The organism is Stutzerimonas kunmingensis (assembly GCF_014764705.1).
Lineage (GTDB): Bacteria > Pseudomonadota > Gammaproteobacteria > Pseudomonadales > Pseudomonadaceae > Stutzerimonas.
This window is the reverse complement of record NZ_JACXXG010000002.1, coordinates 13,708-35,922: the sequence shown is the minus strand read 5'-3', so window position 1 is coordinate 35,922 and position 22,215 is coordinate 13,708. Positions and strand designations below refer to the sequence as shown.

General features: G+C 64.4%; 27 protein-coding genes. 17 read left to right on the top strand and 10 right to left on the bottom strand.

The window, feature by feature from the left end; genetic code table 11:
* Positions 1-31 precede the first annotated feature (31 nt).
* Entirely contained in the window at positions 32-406 is a 375-nt protein-coding gene (locus tag IEG05_RS01950) for a gamma-butyrobetaine hydroxylase family protein (protein WP_046618537.1), read from the top strand.
* A gap of 154 nt (positions 407-560) precedes the next feature.
* On the opposite strand, the gene IEG05_RS01945 is transcribed toward IEG05_RS01950, so the two are convergent.
* Positions 561-836 (bottom strand): polyhydroxyalkanoic acid system family protein, encoded by a 276-nt coding sequence (locus IEG05_RS01945; protein ID WP_014821915.1) that lies wholly within the window; start codon positions 834-836, stop codon positions 561-563.
* Positions 837-1,068: 232 nt separating this feature from the next.
* Here IEG05_RS01945 and ubiE point away from each other — a divergent pair, with 232 nt between their 5' ends.
* The 10 genes from ubiE to IEG05_RS01895 all read left to right on the top strand — a co-directional run bounded on the left by ubiE (position 1,069) and on the right by IEG05_RS01895 (position 7,684).
* Positions 1,069-1,839, top strand: a complete 771-nt coding sequence (ubiE, locus tag IEG05_RS01940; protein ID WP_014821916.1) for a bifunctional demethylmenaquinone methyltransferase/2-methoxy-6-polyprenyl-1,4-benzoquinol methylase UbiE — start codon at positions 1,069-1,071, stop codon at positions 1,837-1,839.
* Positions 1,839-2,462, top strand: coding sequence for a ubiquinone biosynthesis accessory factor UbiJ (locus tag IEG05_RS01935; RefSeq protein WP_003280971.1), 624 nt, complete (start codon positions 1,839-1,841; stop codon positions 2,460-2,462). The genes ubiE and IEG05_RS01935 overlap by 1 nt, the downstream gene beginning before the upstream one ends.
* Positions 2,459-4,069, top strand: a complete 1,611-nt coding sequence (ubiB, locus tag IEG05_RS01930; protein ID WP_191121566.1) for a ubiquinone biosynthesis regulatory protein kinase UbiB — start codon at positions 2,459-2,461, stop codon at positions 4,067-4,069. Before IEG05_RS01935 ends, ubiB begins: the two co-directional genes overlap by 4 nt.
* A gap of 49 nt (positions 4,070-4,118) precedes the next feature.
* Positions 4,119-4,514: a phosphoribosyl-AMP cyclohydrolase gene (hisI, locus tag IEG05_RS01925; protein ID WP_023447081.1), complete on the top strand. Its 396-nt coding sequence runs from the start codon at positions 4,119-4,121 to the stop codon at positions 4,512-4,514.
* On the top strand, positions 4,507-4,839 hold the full coding sequence (locus IEG05_RS01920; RefSeq protein ID WP_011911574.1) for a phosphoribosyl-ATP diphosphatase: 333 nt from the start codon (positions 4,507-4,509) through the stop codon (positions 4,837-4,839). Before hisI ends, IEG05_RS01920 begins: the two co-directional genes overlap by 8 nt.
* A 20-nt stretch (positions 4,840-4,859) precedes the next feature.
* A complete protein-coding gene (tatA, locus tag IEG05_RS01915; protein WP_014821919.1) occupies positions 4,860-5,093 on the top strand; it encodes a twin-arginine translocase TatA/TatE family subunit in 234 nt (77 codons plus the stop codon).
* Between the two features lie 71 nt (positions 5,094-5,164).
* Entirely contained in the window at positions 5,165-5,587 is a 423-nt protein-coding gene (tatB, locus tag IEG05_RS01910) for a Sec-independent protein translocase protein TatB (RefSeq protein ID WP_191121565.1), read from the top strand.
* Entirely contained in the window at positions 5,584-6,387 is an 804-nt protein-coding gene (gene tatC / locus IEG05_RS01905) for a twin-arginine translocase subunit TatC (protein ID WP_191121564.1), read from the top strand. The genes tatB and tatC overlap by 4 nt, the downstream gene beginning before the upstream one ends.
* Positions 6,384-7,091 (top strand): 16S rRNA (uracil(1498)-N(3))-methyltransferase, encoded by a 708-nt coding sequence (locus IEG05_RS01900; RefSeq protein WP_191121563.1) that lies wholly within the window; start codon positions 6,384-6,386, stop codon positions 7,089-7,091. Before tatC ends, IEG05_RS01900 begins: the two co-directional genes overlap by 4 nt.
* A gap of 173 nt (positions 7,092-7,264) precedes the next feature.
* The gene (locus IEG05_RS01895) at positions 7,265-7,684 is read left to right on the top strand and encodes a UPF0158 family protein (RefSeq protein ID WP_014821923.1); all 420 of its coding nucleotides are present in this window, start codon (positions 7,265-7,267) and stop codon (positions 7,682-7,684) included.
* 10 nt (positions 7,685-7,694) lie between these two features.
* On the opposite strand, the gene dtd is transcribed toward IEG05_RS01895, so the two are convergent.
* Both dtd and pip read right to left on the bottom strand, forming a co-directional pair.
* Positions 7,695-8,132 carry a D-aminoacyl-tRNA deacylase gene (gene dtd, locus IEG05_RS01890; RefSeq protein WP_046618553.1) on the bottom strand — a complete coding sequence of 146 codons (438 nt, stop codon included), beginning with the start codon at positions 8,130-8,132 and terminating at the stop codon, positions 7,695-7,697.
* Positions 8,133-8,147: 15 nt separating this feature from the next.
* Positions 8,148-9,119, bottom strand: coding sequence for a prolyl aminopeptidase (gene pip / locus IEG05_RS01885; protein ID WP_046618556.1), 972 nt, complete (start codon positions 9,117-9,119; stop codon positions 8,148-8,150).
* A gap of 78 nt (positions 9,120-9,197) precedes the next feature.
* Here pip and IEG05_RS01880 point away from each other — a divergent pair, with 78 nt between their 5' ends.
* Positions 9,198-9,623, top strand: coding sequence for a hypothetical protein (locus tag IEG05_RS01880; RefSeq protein WP_041754610.1), 426 nt, complete (start codon positions 9,198-9,200; stop codon positions 9,621-9,623).
* Between the two features lie 13 nt (positions 9,624-9,636).
* Here the strand turns inward: IEG05_RS01880 and IEG05_RS01875 are convergent, their stop codons facing one another.
* From IEG05_RS01875 to IEG05_RS01855, 5 genes are all read right to left on the bottom strand, one after another.
* A complete protein-coding gene (locus IEG05_RS01875) occupies positions 9,637-10,173 on the bottom strand; it encodes a lipocalin family protein (protein WP_046618558.1) in 537 nt (178 codons plus the stop codon).
* Positions 10,174-10,200: 27 nt separating this feature from the next.
* Positions 10,201-10,455, bottom strand: a complete 255-nt coding sequence (bamE, locus tag IEG05_RS01870) for an outer membrane protein assembly factor BamE domain-containing protein (protein ID WP_023447075.1) — start codon at positions 10,453-10,455, stop codon at positions 10,201-10,203.
* A gap of 81 nt (positions 10,456-10,536) precedes the next feature.
* The gene (locus tag IEG05_RS01865; protein WP_046618560.1) at positions 10,537-11,139 is read right to left on the bottom strand and encodes a DUF924 family protein; all 603 of its coding nucleotides are present in this window, start codon (positions 11,137-11,139) and stop codon (positions 10,537-10,539) included.
* A gap of 3 nt (positions 11,140-11,142) precedes the next feature.
* Positions 11,143-12,153: a class 1 fructose-bisphosphatase gene (locus IEG05_RS01860; protein WP_014821930.1), complete on the bottom strand. Its 1,011-nt coding sequence runs from the start codon at positions 12,151-12,153 to the stop codon at positions 11,143-11,145.
* A 183-nt stretch (positions 12,154-12,336) separates the two neighbouring features.
* Positions 12,337-14,787, bottom strand: coding sequence for a glycogen/starch/alpha-glucan phosphorylase (locus IEG05_RS01855; protein ID WP_014821931.1), 2,451 nt, complete (start codon positions 14,785-14,787; stop codon positions 12,337-12,339).
* A gap of 197 nt (positions 14,788-14,984) precedes the next feature.
* Here IEG05_RS01855 and IEG05_RS01850 point away from each other — a divergent pair, with 197 nt between their 5' ends.
* Both IEG05_RS01850 and IEG05_RS01845 read left to right on the top strand, forming a co-directional pair.
* Positions 14,985-15,392, top strand: a complete 408-nt coding sequence (locus IEG05_RS01850; protein ID WP_218857984.1) for a YkgJ family cysteine cluster protein — start codon at positions 14,985-14,987, stop codon at positions 15,390-15,392.
* A 182-nt stretch (positions 15,393-15,574) separates the two neighbouring features.
* Positions 15,575-16,027 (top strand): thioesterase domain-containing protein, encoded by a 453-nt coding sequence (locus tag IEG05_RS01845; RefSeq protein WP_003303048.1) that lies wholly within the window; start codon positions 15,575-15,577, stop codon positions 16,025-16,027.
* Positions 16,028-16,103: 76 nt separating this feature from the next.
* On the opposite strand, the gene cysQ is transcribed toward IEG05_RS01845, so the two are convergent.
* Both cysQ and nudE read right to left on the bottom strand, forming a co-directional pair.
* Positions 16,104-16,922 (bottom strand): 3'(2'),5'-bisphosphate nucleotidase CysQ, encoded by an 819-nt coding sequence (gene cysQ / locus IEG05_RS01840; RefSeq protein WP_046618563.1) that lies wholly within the window; start codon positions 16,920-16,922, stop codon positions 16,104-16,106.
* Positions 16,919-17,485, bottom strand: coding sequence for an ADP compounds hydrolase NudE (nudE, locus tag IEG05_RS01835; RefSeq protein ID WP_041015291.1), 567 nt, complete (start codon positions 17,483-17,485; stop codon positions 16,919-16,921). The genes cysQ and nudE overlap by 4 nt, the downstream gene beginning before the upstream one ends.
* Before the next feature lie 119 nt (positions 17,486-17,604).
* Here nudE and yrfG point away from each other — a divergent pair, with 119 nt between their 5' ends.
* From yrfG to fdhD, 3 genes are all read left to right on the top strand, one after another.
* Complete coding sequence (yrfG, locus tag IEG05_RS01830; RefSeq protein WP_046618565.1) at positions 17,605-18,285, top strand: GMP/IMP nucleotidase; 681 nt, start codon at positions 17,605-17,607, stop codon at positions 18,283-18,285.
* 169 nt (positions 18,286-18,454) lie between these two features.
* Positions 18,455-21,016 carry a PAS domain-containing hybrid sensor histidine kinase/response regulator gene (locus IEG05_RS01825; RefSeq protein WP_046618566.1) on the top strand — a complete coding sequence of 854 codons (2,562 nt, stop codon included), beginning with the start codon at positions 18,455-18,457 and terminating at the stop codon, positions 21,014-21,016.
* 270 nt (positions 21,017-21,286) lie between these two features.
* On the top strand, positions 21,287-22,135 hold the full coding sequence (gene fdhD / locus IEG05_RS01820) for a formate dehydrogenase accessory sulfurtransferase FdhD (protein WP_046618568.1): 849 nt from the start codon (positions 21,287-21,289) through the stop codon (positions 22,133-22,135).
* Positions 22,136-22,215 lie beyond the last annotated feature (80 nt).

Genomic DNA, 22,215 nt, shown 5'->3' with positions numbered 1-22,215 from the left:
ATCGCCACGGCCGGTTCTTCCGGAGCGTTGCATGCGCATCCCCACCGCAATCAAGCTGCACAAGGCGTCGAAAACCCTGGAGCTGGAATATGGCAGCGACGAGCGCCATGTGCTGTCCGCCGAATTCCTGCGCGTGCATTCACCCTCGGCCGAGGTGCAGGGCCACGGTAATCCGGTGCTGCAGACCGGCAAGCTGAACGTAGGCCTGGAGCAGATCGAACCGGCCGGCCAGTACGCGCTGAAGCTGACCTTCAGCGACGGCCATGACAGCGGCCTGTTCACCTGGGATTACCTGGAGCGCCTCGCGCTGAATCAGCAGACGTTGTGGGAGGAATATCTCGCGGCACTGGCGGCCGCCGGCAAGTCACGCGACCCAAATGAATCGGTCGTCAAGCTGATGTTGTGAGGGCGAAGCCGTAGGGTGGATCACGCTTCACCGATCCACCGGGTGACGATCCACCGGGTGGCGGCCCACCGATTGGAGTCGCGGCGGATGTAAAAAGCGACATCCACCCTACGCCCGGCACCTTATCGAGGCGCCCGCCAGGCTGACCGCCAGCTTAGGCCAGCGCCTTGTCCAGCGCCCGCTCGATCTGACCCTGAATGCTGCTGCCCATGGCCGAGAGCAGCAGGCCGAGGTTGAGCAGGACCTTCACGCTGTCCTCGTAGACTTCGATACGCCCATCCGCGCCGCTGCGCTTGACCGCCAGCACATCGCCCTGCCACTGACAGCTCACACCGAACTCGCGAGCCAGGCGTGCGGCCAGTTCATCGGCCTTCTCGCGTGCGGCCTCGCGGCCAAGATTGTGGGTACGTTCGACGATGATCTGGGCCATGAGGACTCCTGGCTGCGCCCGAAAAGGCGCGCACTATAACAAAGCGGCGCCGTCGATCGCCTGGCCGCCCCGCCTGCTAATGCCAGTGAACCCCCTGTCCCCCAGGCCTGACGCCAGCGCCATCCTGCGACATGTCGCCGCTAGCCCTTTTGCCCGCGACCGCCAGCTCGACGCTTATCAGCCGCCTATTTAGGTTTAGAATGCCGGGCACATTCTTTCCGGCGAAAGTGACATGACCGACCCTCGCAAAGCGCATGACGCAGAACCGACCACCCATTTCGGCTACAAGAACGTGCCGGAAAGCCAGAAGGCGCAGAAGGTGGCCGAGGTGTTCCACTCCGTGGCCGCCAAGTACGACCTGATGAACGACCTGATGTCCGGTGGCGTGCATCGCCTGTGGAAGCGCTTCACCATCGAGCTGTCCGGCGCCCGCCACGGCAATCGCATCCTGGACATCGCCGGCGGCACCGGTGACCTGACCCGCCAGTTCTCGCGCATCGTCGGCCCCACCGGCGAGGTGGTACTGGCCGACATCAATGCTTCGATGCTCAAGGTCGGCCGCGACAAGCTGCTGGACAAGGGCGTGGCCGGCAACGTCAGGTTCGTTCAGGCCGATGCCGAGAAGCTGCCCTTCCCGGACAATCACTTCGACGTGGTCACCATCGCCTTCGGCCTGCGCAACGTGACGCACAAGGAAGACGCAATCGCGTCGATGCTGCGCGTGCTCAAGCCGGGCGGCCGCCTACTGGTACTGGAATTCTCCAAGCCGACCAACCAGCTTTTTTCCAAGGCCTACGACGCCTACTCGTTCAGCCTGCTGCCGATGATGGGCAAGCTGATCACCAACGACGCCGAGAGCTATCGCTACCTGGCCGAGTCGATCCGCATGCACCCGGATCAGGAAACGCTCAAAGGCATGATGGAGACCGCCGGTTTCGAGCGCGTCAGCTATCACAACATGACCGGCGGCATCGTCGCCCTGCACCGCGGCATCAAACCCTGATGTTGCGCGCTGCCCTGCTGGCCGGTGCCGAGCGTGGCATCAATCGTGTCCTGCGCCTGGACCCCACGGCATTGCCGCGACTGGCACGCCTGAGCGGCCGGATCATCGAAATCGACTGCACGGCGCCGGCCTGGCGGCTGTTCATCCTTGCCGACGACGAAGGCCTGCGCCTAGCCAGCAACTGGGGCGCGGATGCCGATTGCCGCCTGCGCGCGCCTGCGAGCAGCCTCTTGCGCCTGGCCGTCAGCCGCAACAAGACCGCCGTGCTGCATGGCCCCGAGGTCGAGATCGACGGCGACAGTGGGCTGCTGATGAACCTCGCTGAGGTGCTGCAGGATCTGGAGCTGGACTGGGAATACGAAATTTCCCGCTGGCTCGGCCCGGTCGGCGCACAGCTGCTCGGCTCCAGCCTGCGCAGCCCAGTGGACTGGGTGCGCGACAGCGCCGACTCGCTGCGTCAGGACCTTGCCGACTACCTCAGCGAGGAATCGCGGATGCTGGTCGGCCAGGCCGAAGCACAGGCGCGTTTCGACGAGCTGGATGACATGAAACTTGCCCTCGACCGACTCGAAGCCCGCATCGAGCGCCTCGCCCTCAACCTGAATCCAGATCGCCCCGAATGAAGCTGTTCGCCGCCGCACGCCGCCTGTTTCGCATCCTGCTGGTGGTGATCCGCTACCGCCTCGATGACATCATCCTCGACCTGCCGATGCCGTGGTGGTTGCGCGCTACCAGCTACCTGCTGCCCTGGCGCTGGATTCCACGACGCCACAGCGAGCTGTCGCGCGGCGCACGCCTGCGTCTGGCACTGGAGGGCCTGGGGCCGATCTTCATCAAGTTCGGGCAGATTCTCTCCACCCGCCGCGACCTGCTGCCTCCAGATATCGCCGAAGAGCTGGCGAGGCTGCAGGACCGCGTGCCGCCCTTCGATTCAGCCGTCGCCACGGCACTCATCGAGCGCCAGCTGGGCGCTCCGGTAGGGGAAATCTTCGCCCGTTTCGACAGCAAGCCACTGGCTTCCGCCTCGGTGGCACAGGTGCACGCGGCAAAGCTGCGTTCCGGCGAGGAAGTGGTGGTCAAGGTGGTGCGTCCGAATCTCCGGCCGATCATCAGCCAGGATCTCGCCTGGCTGTTCATGCTGGCCAACAGTGCCGAGCGCATTTCCATCGACGCGCGCCGCCTGCACCTGGTGGAAGTGGTCGACGACTACGCCAAGACCATCTACGACGAGCTCGACCTGCTGCGCGAAGCGGCCAACGCCAGCCAACTCAAGCGCAACTTCGAGGGCTCGGCGCTGCTTTACGTGCCGCAGGTGTACTGGGACTACTGCCGCCCGCAGGTGCTGGTGATGGAACGCATCTACGGCGTACCGGTGACCGACATGGCTGGGCTGGCACGACAGAACACCGACATGCGCCAGCTGGCCGAGCGCGGGGTGGAGATTTTCTTCACCCAGGTGTTCCGCGACAGCTTCTTCCACGCCGACATGCACCCCGGCAACATCTTCGTCAGCACCCACCAGCCCTGGAGCCCGCAGTACATCGCGGTGGACTTCGGCATCGTCGGCAGCCTGACGCCGGAGGACCAGGATTATCTGGCGCGCAACCTGATGGCCTTCTTCAAGCGCGACTACCGCAAGGTCGCGCAGCTGCACATCGATTCGGGCTGGGTGCCGGCGGAAACCAAGGTCAACGAATTCGAGGCCGCGATCCGCACCGTCTGCGAGCCGATCTTCGAGAAGCCGCTGAAGGACATCTCCTTCGGCCAGTTGCTGGTGCGCCTGTTCCAGGTGGCGCGGCGCTTCAACATGGAAGTGCAGCCACAGCTGGTATTGCTGCAGAAGACCCTGCTCAACATCGAAGGTCTCGGCCGTGAGCTGTACCCGGATCTCGACCTCTGGAGCACCGGCCAGCCGTACCTCGAGCGCTGGATGCGCGAGCGCATGAGCCCCAAGCAGCTGATCAAGAACGTGCACGCGCAGATTGAACAACTGCCGCACCTGGCCAACATGACCCGCGAGCTGCTCGAGCGCATGGCGCACCCGCACGCGAACAACCCACCGCCGCCCTGGCGCGAGCGTCACCACGGCTGGCCGCTGCGTCTGATCGGCGCCGTACTGCTCGGCAGCGGCGCGACCCTGGCGGCCAGCGCCGACAGCCTGACCGCCGTAACCGCCTGGCCGGCGTGGGTGATGCTGGTAGCCGGCATCTTCATCGTGGTGCGCCGATAGCCATCCCTGGTGCAGGCTGGCACACTTGGCCCATTGAGCGGAGAATCCGATGAACTGGCTGGACGAAATCAACTGGAACGCCGACGGTCTGGTGCCGGCGATCGCCCAGGACCACAAGACCGGCCGCGTGCTGATGATGGCCTGGATGAATCGCGAAGCCCTGGCGTTGACTGCGCAGGAAAACCGCGCCATCTACTGGTCGCGTTCGCGCAACCGGCTGTGGCGCAAGGGCGAGGAGTCCGGACATGTGCAGCAGCTGCACGAGCTGCGCCTGGACTGTGACGCCGACGTGATTATCCTGATGGTCGAGCAGATCGGCGGCATCGCCTGTCACACCGGTCGGGAAAGCTGCTTCTACCGCGTTTTCGAAAACGGCGCCTGGAAGGTCGTCGAGCCGGTCCTCAAGGACCCGCACGCCATCTATGCGGAGCACAAGCATGAGTGACACCCTGACCCGTCTGGCCGAGGTGCTGGAAGCCCGCAAAGGCGCGGCGCCGGACAGCTCCTACGTTGCCAGCCTGTACCACAAGGGCCTGAACAAGATTCTTGAGAAGGTCGGTGAGGAATCGGTGGAAACCATTCTCGCCGCCAAGGACGCCGCCGTCAGTGGCGACTCCAGCGACCTGATCTACGAAACCGCTGACCTCTGGTTCCACAGCCTGGTCATGCTCGCCGCGCTCGGCCAGCACCCGCAGGCCGTGCTGGATGAACTGGATCGACGCTTCGGTCTCTCCGGACACGCGGAAAAAGCCGCGCGTCCGCAAACCTGATTCACATCGGAGATATCACCATGGGTTTTGGCGGCATCAGCATCTGGCAACTCCTGATCATTCTGCTCATCGTCATCATGTTGTTCGGCACCAAGCGCCTCAAGGGCCTGGGCTCCGACCTCGGTGATGCGATCAAGGGCTTCCGCAAATCCATGGGCACCGACGAGGAAAAGCCCGGCGTCGAAGACAAGCAGAACCAGACCATTGACGCGCAGGCGCGCAAGGTCGAAGAACCGACCAAGAAAGACCAGTGATAACGTTCCATGCGGCCGAGCGGCGACCCTCGCTGCCCGGCCGCTCTCCCTATTGATGTGAGCACGTCCTGATGTTCGATATCGGTTTCACCGAACTGCTACTGGTCGGCCTGGTGGCATTGATGGTGCTCGGGCCGGAACGCCTGCCCGGTGCGGTTCGCACCACGGGACTGTGGGTTGGCCGGCTGAAACGCAGCTTCAGCAACATCAAGGCCGAGGTGGAGCGCGAGATCGGTGCCGACGAGATCCGTCGGCAGCTGCATAACGAGCGCATCCTCGACCTGGAGCGGGAAATGAAGCAAAGCATCATGCCGCCGACTTCGACCACCAGCTCGGGCACCGCCACGCCATCGCCGACCGAAAACACGGCGAGCGAAACTGCGGACAGTACCGGCGCCGCCGTTACGCCCAGCCCCAGCCCGGAAGTGCCGCCAGCTGCACCTGTTGCTGAACCCGCACCTACCCCTCGCCCCGACAGATCGCCAGAACCATGAGCCAGTCTTCCATCGATGATCAGGAAATGCCCCTGATCGCTCATCTGACCGAACTGCGCAAGCGCCTGCTGCGCTGCGTCGTGGCCATCGGCCTGCTGTTCGGCGGGCTGTTCTACTTCTCCCAGCAGATCTACTCGCTGGTCGCCGCACCGCTGCGCGCCTATCTGCCGGAAGGCGCGACCATGATCGCCACCGGCGTCGCCTCACCCTTCCTGACGCCGTTCAAGCTGACCCTGATGGTCGCGCTGTTCCTGTCGATGCCGATCATCCTGCACCAGATCTGGGGCTTCATCGCCCCCGGCCTGTACAAGCACGAAAAACGCATCGCCGTGCCGCTGCTGGTGTCGAGCATCTTCCTGTTTTACGCCGGCATGGCCTTCGCCTACTTCGTCGTGTTCCCGATCATGTTCGGCTTCTTCGCCAGCGTGACGCCGGAAGGCGTGGCGATGATGACGGACATCGGCCAGTACCTGGACTTCGTGCTCACGCTGTTCTTCGCCTTCGGCGTGGCATTCGAGATTCCGGTAGCGACCTTCCTGCTGATCTGGGTGGGCATCGTCGATGTCGCCACCCTACGCAAGAGCCGTCCCTATGTGATCGTTGGCTGCTTCGCCGTCGGCATGGTGCTGACGCCACCGGATGTGTTCTCGCAGACGCTGCTGGCCGTTCCCATGTGGCTGCTGTTTGAAGCCGGGGTGATCTGCGGCAGCATGATCAACAAGCGCGACGAAGATTTCCGTGGCGATGCCGAGCAGGACGCGGCAGAACCCGGCGACCAGCCGCCCGCGCCGCGCCCGTGAACCTGCTGCTGCTCGACGCGGCCGATTTCGTCGCCGATAACCGCGTGCTGCTGCGTGACCGGCGCCTGACTCATCTGCAGCAGGTCCATCGCGCCGAGGCGGGCGAGCAGCTCAGAGTTGGCCGCGTGGGCGGCAACATGGGCAGCGGACAGCTCCTGCGCCTGGATGCTCACGAGGCAGAGCTGCAGGTCAGCTTCGACCAACCACCGCCGGCGAAGCTGCCGGTGACCCTGCTACTGGCGCTGCCACGACCTAAGATGCTGCGCCGCGTGCTGCAGACCGTGGCCGCCATGGGCGTGCCGCGGCTGGTATTGCTCAACAGCTATCGCGTCGAGAAAAGCTTCTGGCAAACGCCATTCCTCGAGCCCGCCGCCATCCGCGAGCAGCTGATCCTCGGCCTGGAACAGGCGCGTGACACCGTCCTGCCGAAGGTCATTATCGAGAAGCGCTTCAAGCCCTTCGTCGAGGATCGCCTGCCTCAGCTTGCCGCAGACACCCTGGGGCTGGTCGGCCATCCCGGCGATTTTCCCCATTGCCCCCGTGCCGTAACGCAGCCTGTCACCCTGGCGATCGGCCCGGAAGGCGGCTGGATCCCCTACGAGGTAGACAAACTGGCTGCCGCCGGCCTGCGGCCGGTTCAGTTGGGCGAGCGCATTCTGCGCGTGGAAACGGCGGTCAGCGCGCTGCTGGCCAGACTGTTCTAAGCCTGAACGGCTGACTCACCACCGTCACCGTTCGCCACCTGACCGATGCGCCCCGATGAACGTAACGCACCCACCCGGTGCAAGGGAGTCACAGATTAGGACTGCTCACGCTTCAGTGCGTCTGCGCTGCGGCCTCGACACTCCAACGAATCCCTAAAAGAGCCGTTCTTGCCATGCGACCATTGACCATCGACATGCACCGTCTGGAGTACGCTCTGGATGGACGCGACAGCGCCGAGTACTACCTGGACCTGGAAAGCGGTGCCATCCGCGCCGTTTTTCCCAGCGAGCCAGCCCCCGGCGTCATGGAGAAATACGACGTACAGCAGGATCGCTATCTGCACATCGAACCGCTGGAGCTCGCGCAATCCATGGCGATGCGTGAGGCCTTCCTCTTCACCCAACACGACCCGATCGCCCACGCGGTGCTGAGCAGTGCGCTGAACGGCCGCAAGCCGCTGCGCACCTTCGACTTCAAGCTGGAGGATTTCCCTGCGGTGAGAGAGGCCTGGCTGGACTACCAGACCGTGCAGCTGCGCGAGTACGCGATCACCTGGCTGCGCGAGAACGACCTGGAACCGGTCCGGCACTGATTCACGCGCGTCAGCTTTCGAGGAGAAAGGTCACCGGACCGTCGTTGACCAGATGCACCTGCATCTCGGCGCCGAAACGCCCGCAGGCCACCTGTGGATGCTGCTGGCGCGCCTGGGCCAGCAGGTAGTCGTAGAGCGCTTCGCCGTGCACTGGTGGCGCGGCGCTGGAGAAACTCGGCCGCAGCCCGCTGCGAGTATCGGCCGCCAGGGTGAACTGCGATACCAGCAACAGGCCACCATCGATATCCTTCAGCGAGCGATTCATCTTGCCCTGCTCGTCGCTGAAGACGCGGTAGTTGAGCAGCTTGTGCAACAGCTTGTCGGCACGGGCATGATCGTCCTCGCGCTCGACGCCCACCAGCACCAGCAAGCCCTGATCGATGGCACCGACCACGTCGCCTGCGACCTCGACCCGTGCCTGACGGACACGCTGGATCAATGCTTTCATCGCTGGGCGGCTCCGTCAGGCGTCTGTCGGAGGCAGATCGAGCAAGCGGTGGGCGATCTCACCGGTCGCCCGTATCAGCGCATCGGTAATACCTAGCTCCGCCGCCGAATGCCCGGCGTCGCGAATGATCTGCAACTCGCTGTTCGGCCACGCCTGATGCAGCGCCCAGGCATTGTCCAGCGGGCAGATGGCATCGTAACGGCCGTGCACGATAATGCCCGGCAGGTGGGCGATATTCGGCATGTCGCGCAAGAGCTGATCCGGCTCGAGAAAGGCCTGATTGACGAAGTAGTGGCATTCGATCCGCGCCATCGACAGCGCCCGGTGCGCATCGGCAAACCGCTCGACCACGTTGTGATTCGGCCGCAGCGTGGCGGTGCGACCTTCCCAGCAGGACCACGCCTTGGCGGCGTGCATCTGAGCGATCTGGTCGTTGCCGGTGAGACGGCGGTAGAACGCTTGCATCAGGTCGTCGCGTTCCTCCAGCGGAATCGGCGAGAGGAAGTCCTGCCAGTAGTCCGGGAATAGCCGACTGGCGCCTTCCTGATAGAACCAGGCGAGGTCCTGCGGACGGCAGAGGAAGATGCCTCGCAGGATCAACGCATGCACATGCTCGGGATAGCTCTGCGCGTAGGCCAGGGAGAGCGTCGAGCCCCAGGAACCACCAAACAGCACCCACTTGTCGATGCCCAGATGCTCGCGGATGCGCTGCATGTCGGCGATCAGATGTGCGGTGGTGTTGTTCTCCAGGCTGGCATGGGGCGTCGAACGTCCGCAGCCACGCTGATCGAAGGTGATGATGCGGTACAGGGTCGGATCGAAGAAGCGGCGGCTGAGGGCATCGCAGCCGCCGCCGGGACCACCATGGACGAACAATACGGGCAGACCATCCGGCGACCCACTCTCGTCGACATAGAGCACATGCGGTTCTTCCACCGCCAGCTCGTGTCGGGCGTAGGGTTTGATCTCCGGATACAAGGTCTGCATGGCACACTCCTGATCTGCGGCGGGCCGGCTGGCCCCCATGACGTTAGCGGCATCATAACGAGGTTCACGGAGTTGAGCATGTCAGCATGGAAAATAGCGGCACTGGCGCTATTAATGACTCTGGCCGGCTGCGGCCGGGACGACCCGGAAGCGGCGCTGCAGCAGGCCGCCGAGCAGTTGCAGACGACCCTGGAGAACAAGCAGGTCGGCGACCTGATGGAACTGCTGCACGCAGATTTCCAGGCGCAGCGGCAGTACGATCAGGAATGGGCGCGGCGCACGGCAACGCTGATGTTCCTGCGCCATCGCAATGTCCGGGTAATCGCCCTCAGCCAGCGCAGCTGGGTCGATCCGACCTATCCCGATCGCGGCCATACCGAGGCACAGGTGACGCTCGCCGGCGCCGAATCACTCCTGCCGCAGCAGGCGGGGCATTATCAGGTCAGACTCGAGTGGCGCCAGGACCGAGGCGAATGGCAGCTGGCGCGTCTGGAATGGGACTGAGCAGGCCAAACGATTACTGGCGCCAGATCAGTTCGCTGGTGTCGTAACCGCGCCGCTCGGCCTCGGAGAGCAGGCGATCGCGGGTCGCCTGGTCGATCTCGGTGTCCCGCGCAAGCAGCCAGAGATACTTGCGATCCGGGCTGCCGACCAGCGCAGTGCTGTAGCCCTCGTCCAGATAGAGCACCCAGTAGTGGCCCTTGGTCAGACCGGGAAAGAGCCGGCTGAACCAGTTGTCGAAGCGCACCCACAGCCGATCGGTAATACCGGCTTCCTGCGGCACCGCTTCGCCTTTGGCCTCCTGCCAGTCGCCGTCTTCTGTTTCGCAACGGTTGGTCACCGCCACGCTGCCATCGGCCTGCAACTGGTACTTCGCTTCGGAGCGTATGCAATTGCGCTGAAAGAACATCGGCAAGCGCGCCAGCTCGTACCAAGTCCCCTGATAGCGTTGAAGGTCGACCTCGCCGACCGTTTCAGGGGGCTGTTCGCGCCCGCCTCCTGCGCAGCCGCTCAACAGCATCAGGCACAGCAGGGCAACGACACTCGCACGCATGGGATCTCTCCTGAGTTACATCAGCAGTTATTTCAGCCCCTTGCCGGAAAACATCATCACCTTGTCGCCCGCGAACTGGACGCTGATGAAGCGATTCTTCTCGCCCCAGGTGCAGCTCGACATCCCCAGCGCACCGGCGCATTCGGAGGGTTTGCCGAGCAACTGCTCGACTTCCACCCGTTCCATGCCGGGCTTGAGCTTGGCGAAGTTTTCCTGGGTGATCGGACTGCAGCCAGCCAGCAGGACGACGCAGGCAATCAGCAATGGGGTACGCAATGGCATATCGAGCTCCTTGCTTGTTCTAAGGTTCAATGCCCCGCGGAAGCGGTGCCGCGGAGCCTTGGCCGGAAATGGCATCCGCGCTCAGAAGGACGAGCCCGGCTGCTCCAGAAATAGTCGCTCGGCGTCGCTGGCCTCGCGGCCGAGAGTTGCATTGCGATGCGGGAAGCGGCCGAAGCGGGAGACCACCTCGCGGTGGCGCTCGGCATAGTCGAGAAAGTCGACGAACAGCGGCTGTTCCGACTCGTCGGCAATGTCGCGCAAGGCCGTGAACTGCGCGACGGCCAGATCCTGGGTTGCTAGGTTCTCCGCGTGCTCCAGCACCAGGTAGATGAACACGCGCTGGATCGGCGCCAACAGCATGTCGCCGCCGTGGGCCAGGCCATCGCGAACCAGGTGCTGGGCGCGCTCGTCGCCGGCGAAAGCCTTCGGCGTGTTGCGATGGATCATGCGCGGCAGCTGATCGAGCAGCAGCACCAGCGCGAGCCAGCCCTCGGGCAATTCGGCCCAGTCCTGCAGCTCGCCGTTCAGAGCCTGTTCGACCAGTGCGCCGAAGCGCTGGCGCGCCTCGTCGTCCTGTTCTGCGCGGTAGCCAAACCAGAGTCGTTGCTTTTCAGCCGCGATCTCGCTGGCGCTGGTGCCCTGGCCGAACCACCAGTGGAGCAAGTCCTGCCAGGGCGCCTGCATCGGTCAGCCCTGGTGGTAGCCGGTGACGCGCTCGACTTCTTCCTTCGAACCGAGGAACACCGGCACGCGCTGGTGCAGGGACTCCGGCTGAATTTCCAGGATGCGCTGCGTACCGTTGGTGGCGGCGCCACCGGCCTGCTCGACGATCATCGCCATCGGGTTGGCCTCGTACATCAGGCGCAGCTTGCCGGCCATGGAAGGGTCGCGGTTGTCACGCGGGTACATGAACAGGCCGCCGCGGGTGAGGATGCGATGCACGTCGGCCACCATCGAGGCGATCCAGCGCATGTTGTAGTTCTTGCCCAGCGGGCCGTCCTTGCCGGCCAGCAGCTCGCCGACATAGCGCTGCACCGGCTCTTCCCAGTGGCGCTGGTTGGACATGTTGATGGCGAATTCGGCGGTGCTCTGCGGAACGCTGAGGTTCTCGTGGGTAAGCACGAAGCTGCCCAGCTCACGATCCAGGGTGAAGCCCATCACGCCGTGGCCGAGAGTCAGAATCAACATGGTCTGCGGGCCGTAGATGGCGTAGCCGGCGGCAACCTGCTTGGTCCCCGGCTGCAGGAAGGCTTCCTCGCCGAGTGCGTCGTTCTGACTGAAACAGGCATCCGGGCAGCGCAGCACGGAGAAGATAGTGCCGACCGAGACGTTGACGTCGATATTGCTCGAGCCGTCCAGCGGGTCGAAGACCAGCAGATAGGCACCCTTCGGGTACTTGCCGGGAATCTGGTAGGCGTTGTCCATTTCCTCGGACGCCATGCCGGCCAGGTGGCCGCCCCACTCGTTTGCCTCCAGCAGGATTTCGTTGGAGAGCACGTCGAGCTTCTTCTGCACTTCGCCCTGGATGTTCTCGCTGTCGGCGCTACCCAGTACGCCACCGAGGGCGCCCTTGGATACCGCGTGGCTGATTTCCTTGCACGCTCGTGCCACGACCTCGATGAGAAAGCGCAGATCAGCAGGCGTGTTGTTACTGCGAGTCTGCTCGATGAGGTAGCGACTGAGGGTTACGCGTGACATGGAAATGACTCCGGAGGAAGGATAAACCCGCGCAGTTTAGCAGGCCGTAGGAAAACTAACTTCCCTCAGACAGGTCCGCCCCCTACAGAGTTCAGCGAAGCGGCGACCAGATTGCCAGCACGGTCGGCAACCCTCGCCATTTGTGGCTGCGCGCCAGCGGATGACCCTCCGGCGCGCCGGCCATCACAGCACTTTCCAGATCTCCCGGGCGTACTCGCGAATGGTGCGGTCCGACGAGAACCAGCCGGTGCGGGCGGTGTTCAGCACAGAGGAACGCCACCAGCGTGCCGGATCACGCCAGCACTCCTCGACATCCAGCTGCGCCTGCCAGTAAGCCTCGAAATCGGCGCAGACCATGAAGGTGTCGTGCCAGCTGATGCCATCCACCAGCCCGGTGTAGCGGCCCGGATCACCCGGCGAGAAGGCACCGCCACGAATCGCCGAGAGCACTTCGCTGAGCCGCGGCGAAGCGCCGATGATGGCTTCGGCGTTGTACTCGTTGGCCTGCTTGCGCACATTCACCTGCTGCGCGGTAAGGCCGAAGATGAACATGTGTTCAAGGCCGATCTGCTCGCTCATCTCCACATTGGCGCCGTCCAGGGTGCCGATGGTCAGCGCCCCGTTGAGGGCGAACTTCATGTTGCTGGTACCCGAAGCCTCCAGGCCGGCGGTGGAAATCTGCTCCGACAGGTCCGCCGCCGGGATGATGTCCTCGGCCAGACTGACGTTGTAGTTGGGCAGGAACACCACCTTGAGCAGGCCGCGCACGGTGGGGTCGGCATTGATGGTATTGGCGATGTCGTTGGTCAGCTTGATGATCAGCTTGGCCTGGTGATAGCTCGCCGCCGCCTTGCCGGCGAAGATCTTCACCCGCGGCACCCAGTTGCCGCCCGGATCGGAGCGAATCGCCTGGTACAACGCGACGGTGTGCAGCAGGTTGAGCAACTGGCGCTTGTACTCGTGGATGCGTTTGACGTGCACGTCGAATAGCGCGGTCGGGTCGACGCTGATGCCCAGCCGCTCCTGGATCACATTAGCCAGATGACGCTTGTTGGCCAGCCGCTGTTCGGCGAAGCGCTGGCGGAACGCGGCCTGTTCGGCAAAGGGTTCGAGCTCGCGCAGGCGGGTTTCCGGCTCATCGAGCACCTCCTCGCCGACATGCTCCACCAGCAACTGGGTCAGCTGCGGATTGGCCTGGTAGAGCCAGCGGCGGAAGGTAATACCGTTGGTCTTGCTGTTGATCCGCTGCGGGTAAAGGCTGTGCAGATCGGTGAACACGGTCTTGCGCATCAGCTGGGTGTGCAGCCCGGATACGCCATTGGTGCTGTGCGAACCGAGGAAGGCCAGATTGCCCATGCGCACCCGGCGACCGTGATCTTCCTCGATCAGCGATACCGAGCGCAGCAGCTCGGCATCGTGGACGCCGCGCTCGCGCAGCTGGTCGAGATGGTAGGCGTTGATCAGGTAGATGATCTGCATGTGCCGCGGCAGCAGGCGCTCCATCAGGCCCACCGGCCAGGTTTCCAGCGCTTCGGGCAGCAGCGTGTGGTTGGTGTAGGACAGCGTGGCCGTCGTCAGCCGCCAGGCGTGCTGCCACTCGTAGCTGTGCACGTCGACCAGCAGGCGCATCAGCTCGGCCACGGCAATCGCCGGGTGGGTGTCGTTGAGCTGGATGGCGGTGTAGTCGGGCAGGCTGTCCAGCGAACCGCGCTGCTTGATGTGGCGACGCAGCAGGTCCTGCAGCGAGGCGGCGACGAAGAAATACTCTTGGCGCAGGCGCAACTCCTGCCCGGCCTCGGTGCTATCGGCCGGATAGAGCACCCGTGAAATGCTTTCGGCGCGGGCCTCTTCGGCCGCTGCACCGATATGGTCACCGGCGTTGAAGCGCGCCAGATGGAAATCCGCCTCGGGTCGCGCACGCCAGAGGCGCAGCGTGTTCACCCCGGCGCCGCGCCAACCGACGATGGGGGTGTCATAGGCGATCGCCCGTACCCCTTCGGCCCAGTGCCAGAAGTGCTGGACCTCGCCTTTCTCGTTGGTGGCCGCCGTGACGCTGCCGCCGAAGCCGATCAGATACTTCACCTCGGAGCGCTCGAACTCCCAGGGGTTGCCGAAATCCAGCCAGGTCTCGGTCTGCTCGTGTTGCCAGCCATCGACGATGGCCTGGCGGAACAGGCCGTGGTCATAACGGATGCCGTAACCATGGGAGACCACGCCGAGGGTCGCCATGCTCTCCATGAAGCAGGCCGCGAGCCGGCCGAGGCCGCCATTGCCGAGCGCCGCGTCAGGCTCCAGCAGGCGGATGCGTTCGATATCCACGTCGAGCCCGGCGAGCGCTTCACGCGCCACGTCGAACAGGCCGAGGTTGCTCAGGCTGTCGACCAGCAGGCGGCCGATGAGAAACTCCAGAGAGAGGTAATAAACCCGCTTCTGCCCGCTGGTGTAAGCCTCGCGCGTGCAATCCATCCAGCGGTCGATGGTGCTGTCGCGAGTAGCCAAGGCTACCGCATGGAACCAGTCGTAATCGGAGGCGTTCTCCGGATCCTTGCCAACCGAGTAGGTGAGCTTGCGCAACACTCGCTCACGGAAAGCGGCAATTTCTTCAGCGGTGGCAATGGCTGTTTCCTGCGTCATGGACAGACCTCGGTTAGCGAAGACACACAAGAGGGACTCGCGGCAGCCATGCCCGTTCACCTCCATTCGACATTCCAGAAAAAGCGTTGCAGGTTTCCTTTACATCTGCGCTACCGCCCGTCCGGTCGCCGCCGTCGGAAGACGCTGGTAATCGCCGCGCGACTCGTTATGATCCGCGCGCCCGAACGCACCGAAGACTGCCCGTGAAGACAAGATTGATCGCCTCCGCCGACCCGGAACGCCTGGAAACCTGGGTACGCTACAGCGCCGGCCTGTGCCGCGACTGCCATGCGACCTGCTGCACCCTGCCGGTGGAGGTACGCATCGACGACCTGATCCGGCTGGAGCTGGTCGATGCCTTCGAGCGCGACGAGCCGGCGAAGAACATCGCCAAGCGCCTGAGCAAGGCGGGCATCGTCGAGCACTTCAATCACAAGCACGAGATCTTCACGCTGACCCGCCTGGCCAATGGCGACTGTCTCTATCTGGACCGCAAGACCCGGCTCTGCACGGTCTATGCCAAGCGCCCGGACACCTGCCGCAACCACCCGCGTATCGGCCCGCGCCCAGGTTATTGCGCCTACCGAAGCAAAACCGCCGGCTGACGCGGCGCACCATCGAACATCGCCGCTGCACCCGCCAGCACCGATGCGGAACACCGCAGACAGCAGCGCGGCGTGCCCGGATTCGTCGCCACGGATAGCCTGAACGGACTGGCCAAAGCGTGACTCAGGAGTCATGCTTGGCGTCTGTCTGTATCTTCGTAACGTTTAGGAACCTCCCCGGCATGAGCCGCGATAGCCGCTACCTGGAAGCCATCCTCCATCACGACATTCCGCTGACCCGCTCGCTCGGGCTGCGCGTCGAGCAGTGGGAAAACCACGAGTTGCGCCTGCAGGTACCGCTGCAGCCGAACATCAACCACAAGAGCAGTATGTTCGGCGGCAGTCTGTATTGCGCTTCGGTGCTGGCAGGCTGGGGCTGGCTGCATCTGCGGCTGCGCGAGGCGGGCATCGAGGATGGGCACATCGTCATCCACGAAGGGCAGATCGAGTACCCGCTGCCGGTGGTGGACGATGCAATCGCCATCTGTTCAGCGCCGAGCCCCGAGGCCTGGGAGCGCTTCGAATCGATCTATCGTCGCCGTGGCCGTTCGCGGCTGGAGCTGAAAAGCCGCATCCTGGCGGCCGACGGCCGTGACGCGGTGCGCTTCACCGGGCAGTTCGTGCTGCACAAATAAGCGAAGGATTACATTGCACGCATCTGCGACGGCTTGCTCAATCGGCGCAATGCCCGCTCCAGGCAGGCGCGCCGGGTTACTCGCGATTGGCCAGTTCGATCAGCCAGTCGCGCCAGTCGACGCCTCTGGGCAGGGCCAGGAAAGATGGGTTCAGATAGCTTTCCCGCGCGTCATAGCGCAGCGCCGCACCACTGACATCCAGCACCTCGCCACCGGCACCTTCCAGCACCCCCTGCGCGGCAGCGGTATCCCACTGCGAGGTCGGCGCCAGGCGCGGGTAGCAATCCGCAGCACCTTCGGCCAGCAGGCAGAATTTCAGCGAACTGCCGACATTCGCCAGCGCCAGCTCACCGAAACGTTCGCCCAGACGACTCAACAGCTGCTCCTGCGCCGGACTGCTGTGGCGCCGGCTGGCGACCACGGTAAACGCTTCCTCCGGCTCCTGGCGCACGCGCAGCGGCTGAGTCGCGCCGGACACTTCGCTGCGCCAGGCGCCGAAATCCTCGCCGCCGTAGTAACAGCGTCCGGATGCCGGAAGGCCGACCACGCCGAAGCGCACCTTGCCCGCCTCGATCAGCGCGACGTTGACCGTGAACTCCTCGCTGCCGGCGATGAATTCCTTGGTGCCATCCAGCGGGTCAACCAGCCACCAGCGCGTCCAGCCGGCGCGCTCGCTCAGCGGCACCTCGCAATCCTCCTCGGACAGCACCGGGATGGCGCTATCCAGCGCCAGCAGGCCGTCCAGCAACACCTGATGCGCAGCCATATCGGCGACGGTCACCGGCGATTCGTCGGTCTTGTTCTGGACATCCAGCTCGCTGCGCCAGTGCGGCAGGATCGCCTCGCCCGCCTGACGCACCAGATCGATGACCGACGACAGATAGGGATGACTCATTGGCCGAACTCTCCGCGCTGGGTCAACAGATCCTTGGCCAGGTACAACGCGGCCAATGCGCGCCCCTCGCTGAACTGCGGATGCTGCACCAGACTGGACAGTTCGTGCAGGTTGACCTTGTCGAGCCGCATCGGCTCCGGCTCGTCGCCGGGCAGCTGCTCCGGATACAGATCGCGCGCCAGCACCACCTGAATCTTCTGGCTCATGTAACCGGGCGACAACGACAGCTCGGTGAGCAGCTCCAGGCGGCGCGCGCCGAAGCCAGCCTCCTCCTTGAGTTCGCGGTTGGCCGCTTCGAGTACGTCTTCACCCGGCTCGATCAGGCCCTTGGGCAGCGACAGCTCATAGGTGTCGGTGCCGCCGCAATATTCCTCGACCAGCAGTGCGTTCTCCGCATCGGCCAGCGCCACGATCATCACCGCGCCGTAACCGCTGCCCTTGCCGACCAGGCGTTCATAGGTGCGCTCGACACCATTGGAAAAACGCAGCTGCAGCTCCTCGACACGGAACAGTCGGCTGCTGGCGACGATCTCACGGGCTAGCACGGTGGGTTTCTGGCGCATGGGAAACTCCTGGAAACGCGAGCGGCTATCATAACCCGGCTTTTTGCGCTGGCCGTGAGTGCTTTGCGACCAGCTGACCGACGCCGTCCCGTCCATACACCGCTGACGCGAGCCCGCACATGACCGCCAACCTGCCCTGGTCCGACATCGATACCGTCCTGCTCGACATGGACGGCACGCTGCTGGATCTCCATTTCGACAATCATTTCTGGCTCGAACTGCTGCCGCAACGCTACGCCGAGCTGCACGGCATCAGCCGCGCCATGGCCGAGCTGGAACTGGCACCACTGTTCAACGAGCACGTCGGCAAACTCACCTGGTATTGCCTGGACTACTGGACCCGCGAACTCAACCTGCCGATCCGCGACATGAAACGCGAGATCGCCGAGCTGATCGCCCTTCGACCAAATGCCGACGAATTTCTCGCCGCGTTGCGCCAGACCGGCAAGCGCGTGGTGCTGATCACCAATGCGCACCGCGACTCGTTGTCGCTGAAGCTGGAGAAGATCGAACTGGCGCCCTGGTTCGACCGCCTGATCAGCTCCCACGACTACGGCTATCCGAAGGAGGAGCCGCAGTTCTGGCACGCACTGCGCCAGGATCTGGAGTTCGAGCCCGCACGTGCACTGTTCATCGACGATAGCCTGCCGATCCTGCGTAGTGCGCAGCGCTTCGGCATCGCGCATCTGCTGGCGGTGCGCGAGCCGGACAGTCGCAGCGCACCGAAGGACACCGAGGAATTCGCCGCGGTTGACGATTACCTCGACCTGATCCGCAGCCTGCACGGCGGTCCAGCGTGACGGCTGGCGCTGCCTTCGGCAGCCGGAAGCTTTACACTACGCAACAGTTGCCGTCGGCGGGAACCGGCTCAGGACGAGCCCGGGCCGGCACGCATCGAAACAGCGCAGCGGTGCGAAGCACATGCCCTGCCGCTCGTAGTTCGCCCACGGATGATCGATAGGAAGCAACATGGCAGCAGTAGGCGCCGAATTCTGGCCCCATAGTCACAGCGAGATGAGTGAGCGAATCCGCCGGCATGACTGGGGTGCGACTGCGCTCGGAACTCCTGACGCCTGGCCGGCTTCGCTACGGCTGCTGCTGGACACCATTCTCGAAGCGCCCCTGCCGATGTGCATCCTTTGGGGCGACCAGGCGCTGCAGTTGTACAACGACGCCCACGCCGCACTGATCGGCGATCGCCACCCGGCCGAACTCGGCCAGCCCGCTTGCCACCGCTGGGGCGCGACCTGGGCCCTGCTGGAGCCGGCCTGCGACACCGCCCGCCGCGGTGAGCCACGGGTACTGCGCAATCAGCAACTGGTCATCGAACGCGATGGCGCTCCGGTGGAAGCCTGGTTCGACCTCGCCCTGAGCCCCATTCGCAACGCCTCGCACGGCATCGGCGGTCTGCTGCTGTGCCTCAGCGAGACCAGCGAACGCGTGCGCACCGAAACCCGCCTGTCGCAGACCGCCCTGCACTACAAACTCAGCGCCGAGGTGCACCGCGCCAGCGAACAGCGCCTGCAACTGGCGCTCGAGGCCAGCGATCTGATCGGCATCTGGGACTGGGCCATCCAGGCCAGCGAGATTCCGGCGGGAGCTGAGCTTTCCCGCATCCTGCCGGTGGCCCAGTCCGGGCCGAACGGCCTGAGCAGCGAAGCCTTTTTCGATCATGTCCATCCCGACGACGTGCCACGCCTGCGCGCCGCGCTGGAGCGCTGCATCGTCGAGCGCGGTACGCTCGACGAGCGCTACAGGCTGCGCAGCGACGACGGCGTCACCCGTTGGGCGCTGGCGCGCGGGCGCTGCCATTGCGACGAGCAGGGCTGGCCACAGCGCTTCCCCGGCGCAGTGATGAACATCACCGGACAGCAGGCCAGCGAAGATGCCCTGCGCCAGAGCGAAGCCGAGTTGAAGATGGTCACCGACGCACTGCCGGTGCTCATCGGCTACGTCGACGCCGAGGAACGTTTTCGCTTCAACAACCGCTACTACTCCGACTGGTTCGGCCACTCGACCGAATGGCTGCTGGGCAAGACTGCCCGCGAAGTGCTCGGTGAACGTGGCTATGCCGAGCGCCAGACAAGCATCCGTGATGCCCTCGCCGGCCGCGACGTGACCTTCGAGGCCCATAGCCCGCACCGTGACGGCCAGCCCCGACGCATGCTGGTGCACTACCTGCCGCGCCGTGACGGCCAGGGCAACGTGCTCGGCTTCTTCGTCATGGCGCTGGATGTCACCGAGCGCTGGCGCGCCGAACAGGCGCTGCGCGAACTCAACGAGACACTGGAAAGCCGTATTCAGGAGCGCACTCAGGCCCTGGCGGAAGTCTACGAACGCCTGCTCAAGGAAATGGCCAGCCGCGAGCAGGCACAGGAAGCGCTGCGTCAGGCGCAGAAGATGGAAGCAGTCGGCCAGCTGACCGGCGGCATCGCCCACGACTTCAACAACATGCTGACCGGCATCATCGGCGGCCTGGACCTGATCCAGCGCTACATCCAGTCCGGCCGCCACGGCGAAACCCAGCGCTTCATCGATGCCGCGGTCACCTCGGCCAATCGCGCCGCGGCATTGACCCACCGCCTGCTCGCCTTCGCCCGGCGTCAGCCACTGAACCTCAAGCGCGTCGAACTCAATCAGCTGATCGAATCGATGCACGACCTGCTCAGCCGCACGCTGGGCCGCCATATCCAGATCCGCAATCAGTTGCAGCAAGGTCTGTGGCCGGTTTCCAGCGACGAAAACCAGCTGGAAAGCGCGCTGCTCAACCTGGTCATCAACGCCCGCGACGCCATGGCTGACGGCGGCACCCTGCTGCTGGAAACTCGCAATGTCGAACTGTACAGGCAGGGCGATGTGGGCGATCTGGCCGCCGGGCGCTACGTCATCCTCTGCCTGACAGACAGCGGCTGCGGCATGAGCCCCAAGGTGCTGGCCAGCGTCTTCGAACCGTTCTTCACCACCAAACCCATCGGCCAGGGCACCGGGCTCGGCCTTTCCATGGTCTACGGCTTCACCCGGCAGGCCGGCGGCCATATCCAGATCGCCAGCGAACCGGGCGAAGGCACCCAGGTCAGCCTGTACCTTCCCGTATTCGAGGACCAAGGCGTCAGCGTCGCGCCAGCCGGCGAAGACGACGGCCCGCTTCAGGCCCAGCAAGGCGAAACCGTCCTGGTGGTCGAGGATGATCCGGCGGTGCGCCTGCTAGTCATCGACGTGCTACAGATGCTCGGCTATCAGACGCTGGAAGCCGCCGAGGGCAATGCGGCGATCCGCCTGCTTGAGAGCACGCCCACCATCGACATGCTGGTCACCGACGTCGGACTGCCCGGCATGAACGGCCGGCAACTGGCGGATGTCGCGCGCCAGCATCGTCCCGATCTGCCGGTGCTGTTCATGACCGGCTATGCCAAGCAGGCCGCCAGCGCGGACTTCCTCGAACCGGGCATGGACATGATCAGCAAGCCGTTCAACCTCGATGCGCTGGCCAAGCGCGTACGCGACATGCTGGCGGATAGCGACCAGCGGTGAATCGTCCGCGGCCGGCTGGGGTCATAACTCTATCCGCCGGCCGCGAGCATGCACTGCAGTTGCAGCGATGCAGAACGCCGGTCTCATCAGACCTCGTGACCTGTGCGGTGAGTGGGTTGAGGCAGGTTCGGATGTAAATGGCCGAGACAAAGCGCTGCGACGAGTCATAGGGGGTTATGGCGAGGAGCAGCAACCCAGTATCGGGGCCATGGACGCCGAAATTGACCAACCGAACCTGCCAAACAGGCGACTAACTGGACCGAATCGCCGATGAACGCCCCGTCTCGCCTGAATGCCGGCGTCGCCGCTGCCGCGCAACCACCTGCCGGTGCCAGCCAGCGTTACTGCTACCAGCCGATCGACGATGTCGCGCAATGCGCAGTCGATCTTGCCGAGGAGTGCGCGCTGGCGATCGCCTACAACGGGCTGAGCCAGGCGGTGATGATGATCTCGCCGGCCGATCTGGAAGATTTCGTGGTTGGCTTCAGCCTGGCCAATGGCTTCGTCGAGTCGCTGGATGATATCTACGACATTCGCCTGCACGGCAGCGGCAGTGCGCGGCGCGCCGAATTGGACATCGCCAGCCGCGCATTCTGGCGCCTCAAGCTGCAACGCCGCCAGCTACCCGGCAACAGCAGCTGCGGGCTCTGCGGGGTCGAAGCGCTGGAGCAGGCACTGCCGCGCCTGCCGATCATGCCGGCAGCACCACTGCCGCCCTCGCACTGGTTGCAGGACCTGCGTCAACGAATCGAAGCGTTTCAACCGCTGGGGCGCGACTGCGGGGCGGTGCACGCCGCATTGCTCATGGACGCCAACGGCGAGATCCGCCTGGGCCGCGAGGATATCGGACGGCATAACGCGCTGGACAAGCTGATCGGCGCCATGGCCCGCTCCGGCTGTGCAGCGGCCGGCGGCCTGGCGATCGTCACCAGCCGCTGCAGCCTGGAGCTGGTGCAGAAAGTTCAGCGGGCCGGGATTCCAGCGCTGGTAAGCCTGTCTTCACCCACCGGCCTGGCCGCCCAGTGGGCGCAGCGGCATAACCTCAACCTCATCCACCTGCCACAGCACAGCCCGCCGCGGATCTACAGCCCTGCCGCAGCGGTGCGCGCGCAAGGCTGATGCTGATTCCGAGGGGGTAAAGGCGCTGCGCTCAGGCCCCACAAGCGACTTGAGACCATTCGAAACATCCTCTTGTTCCT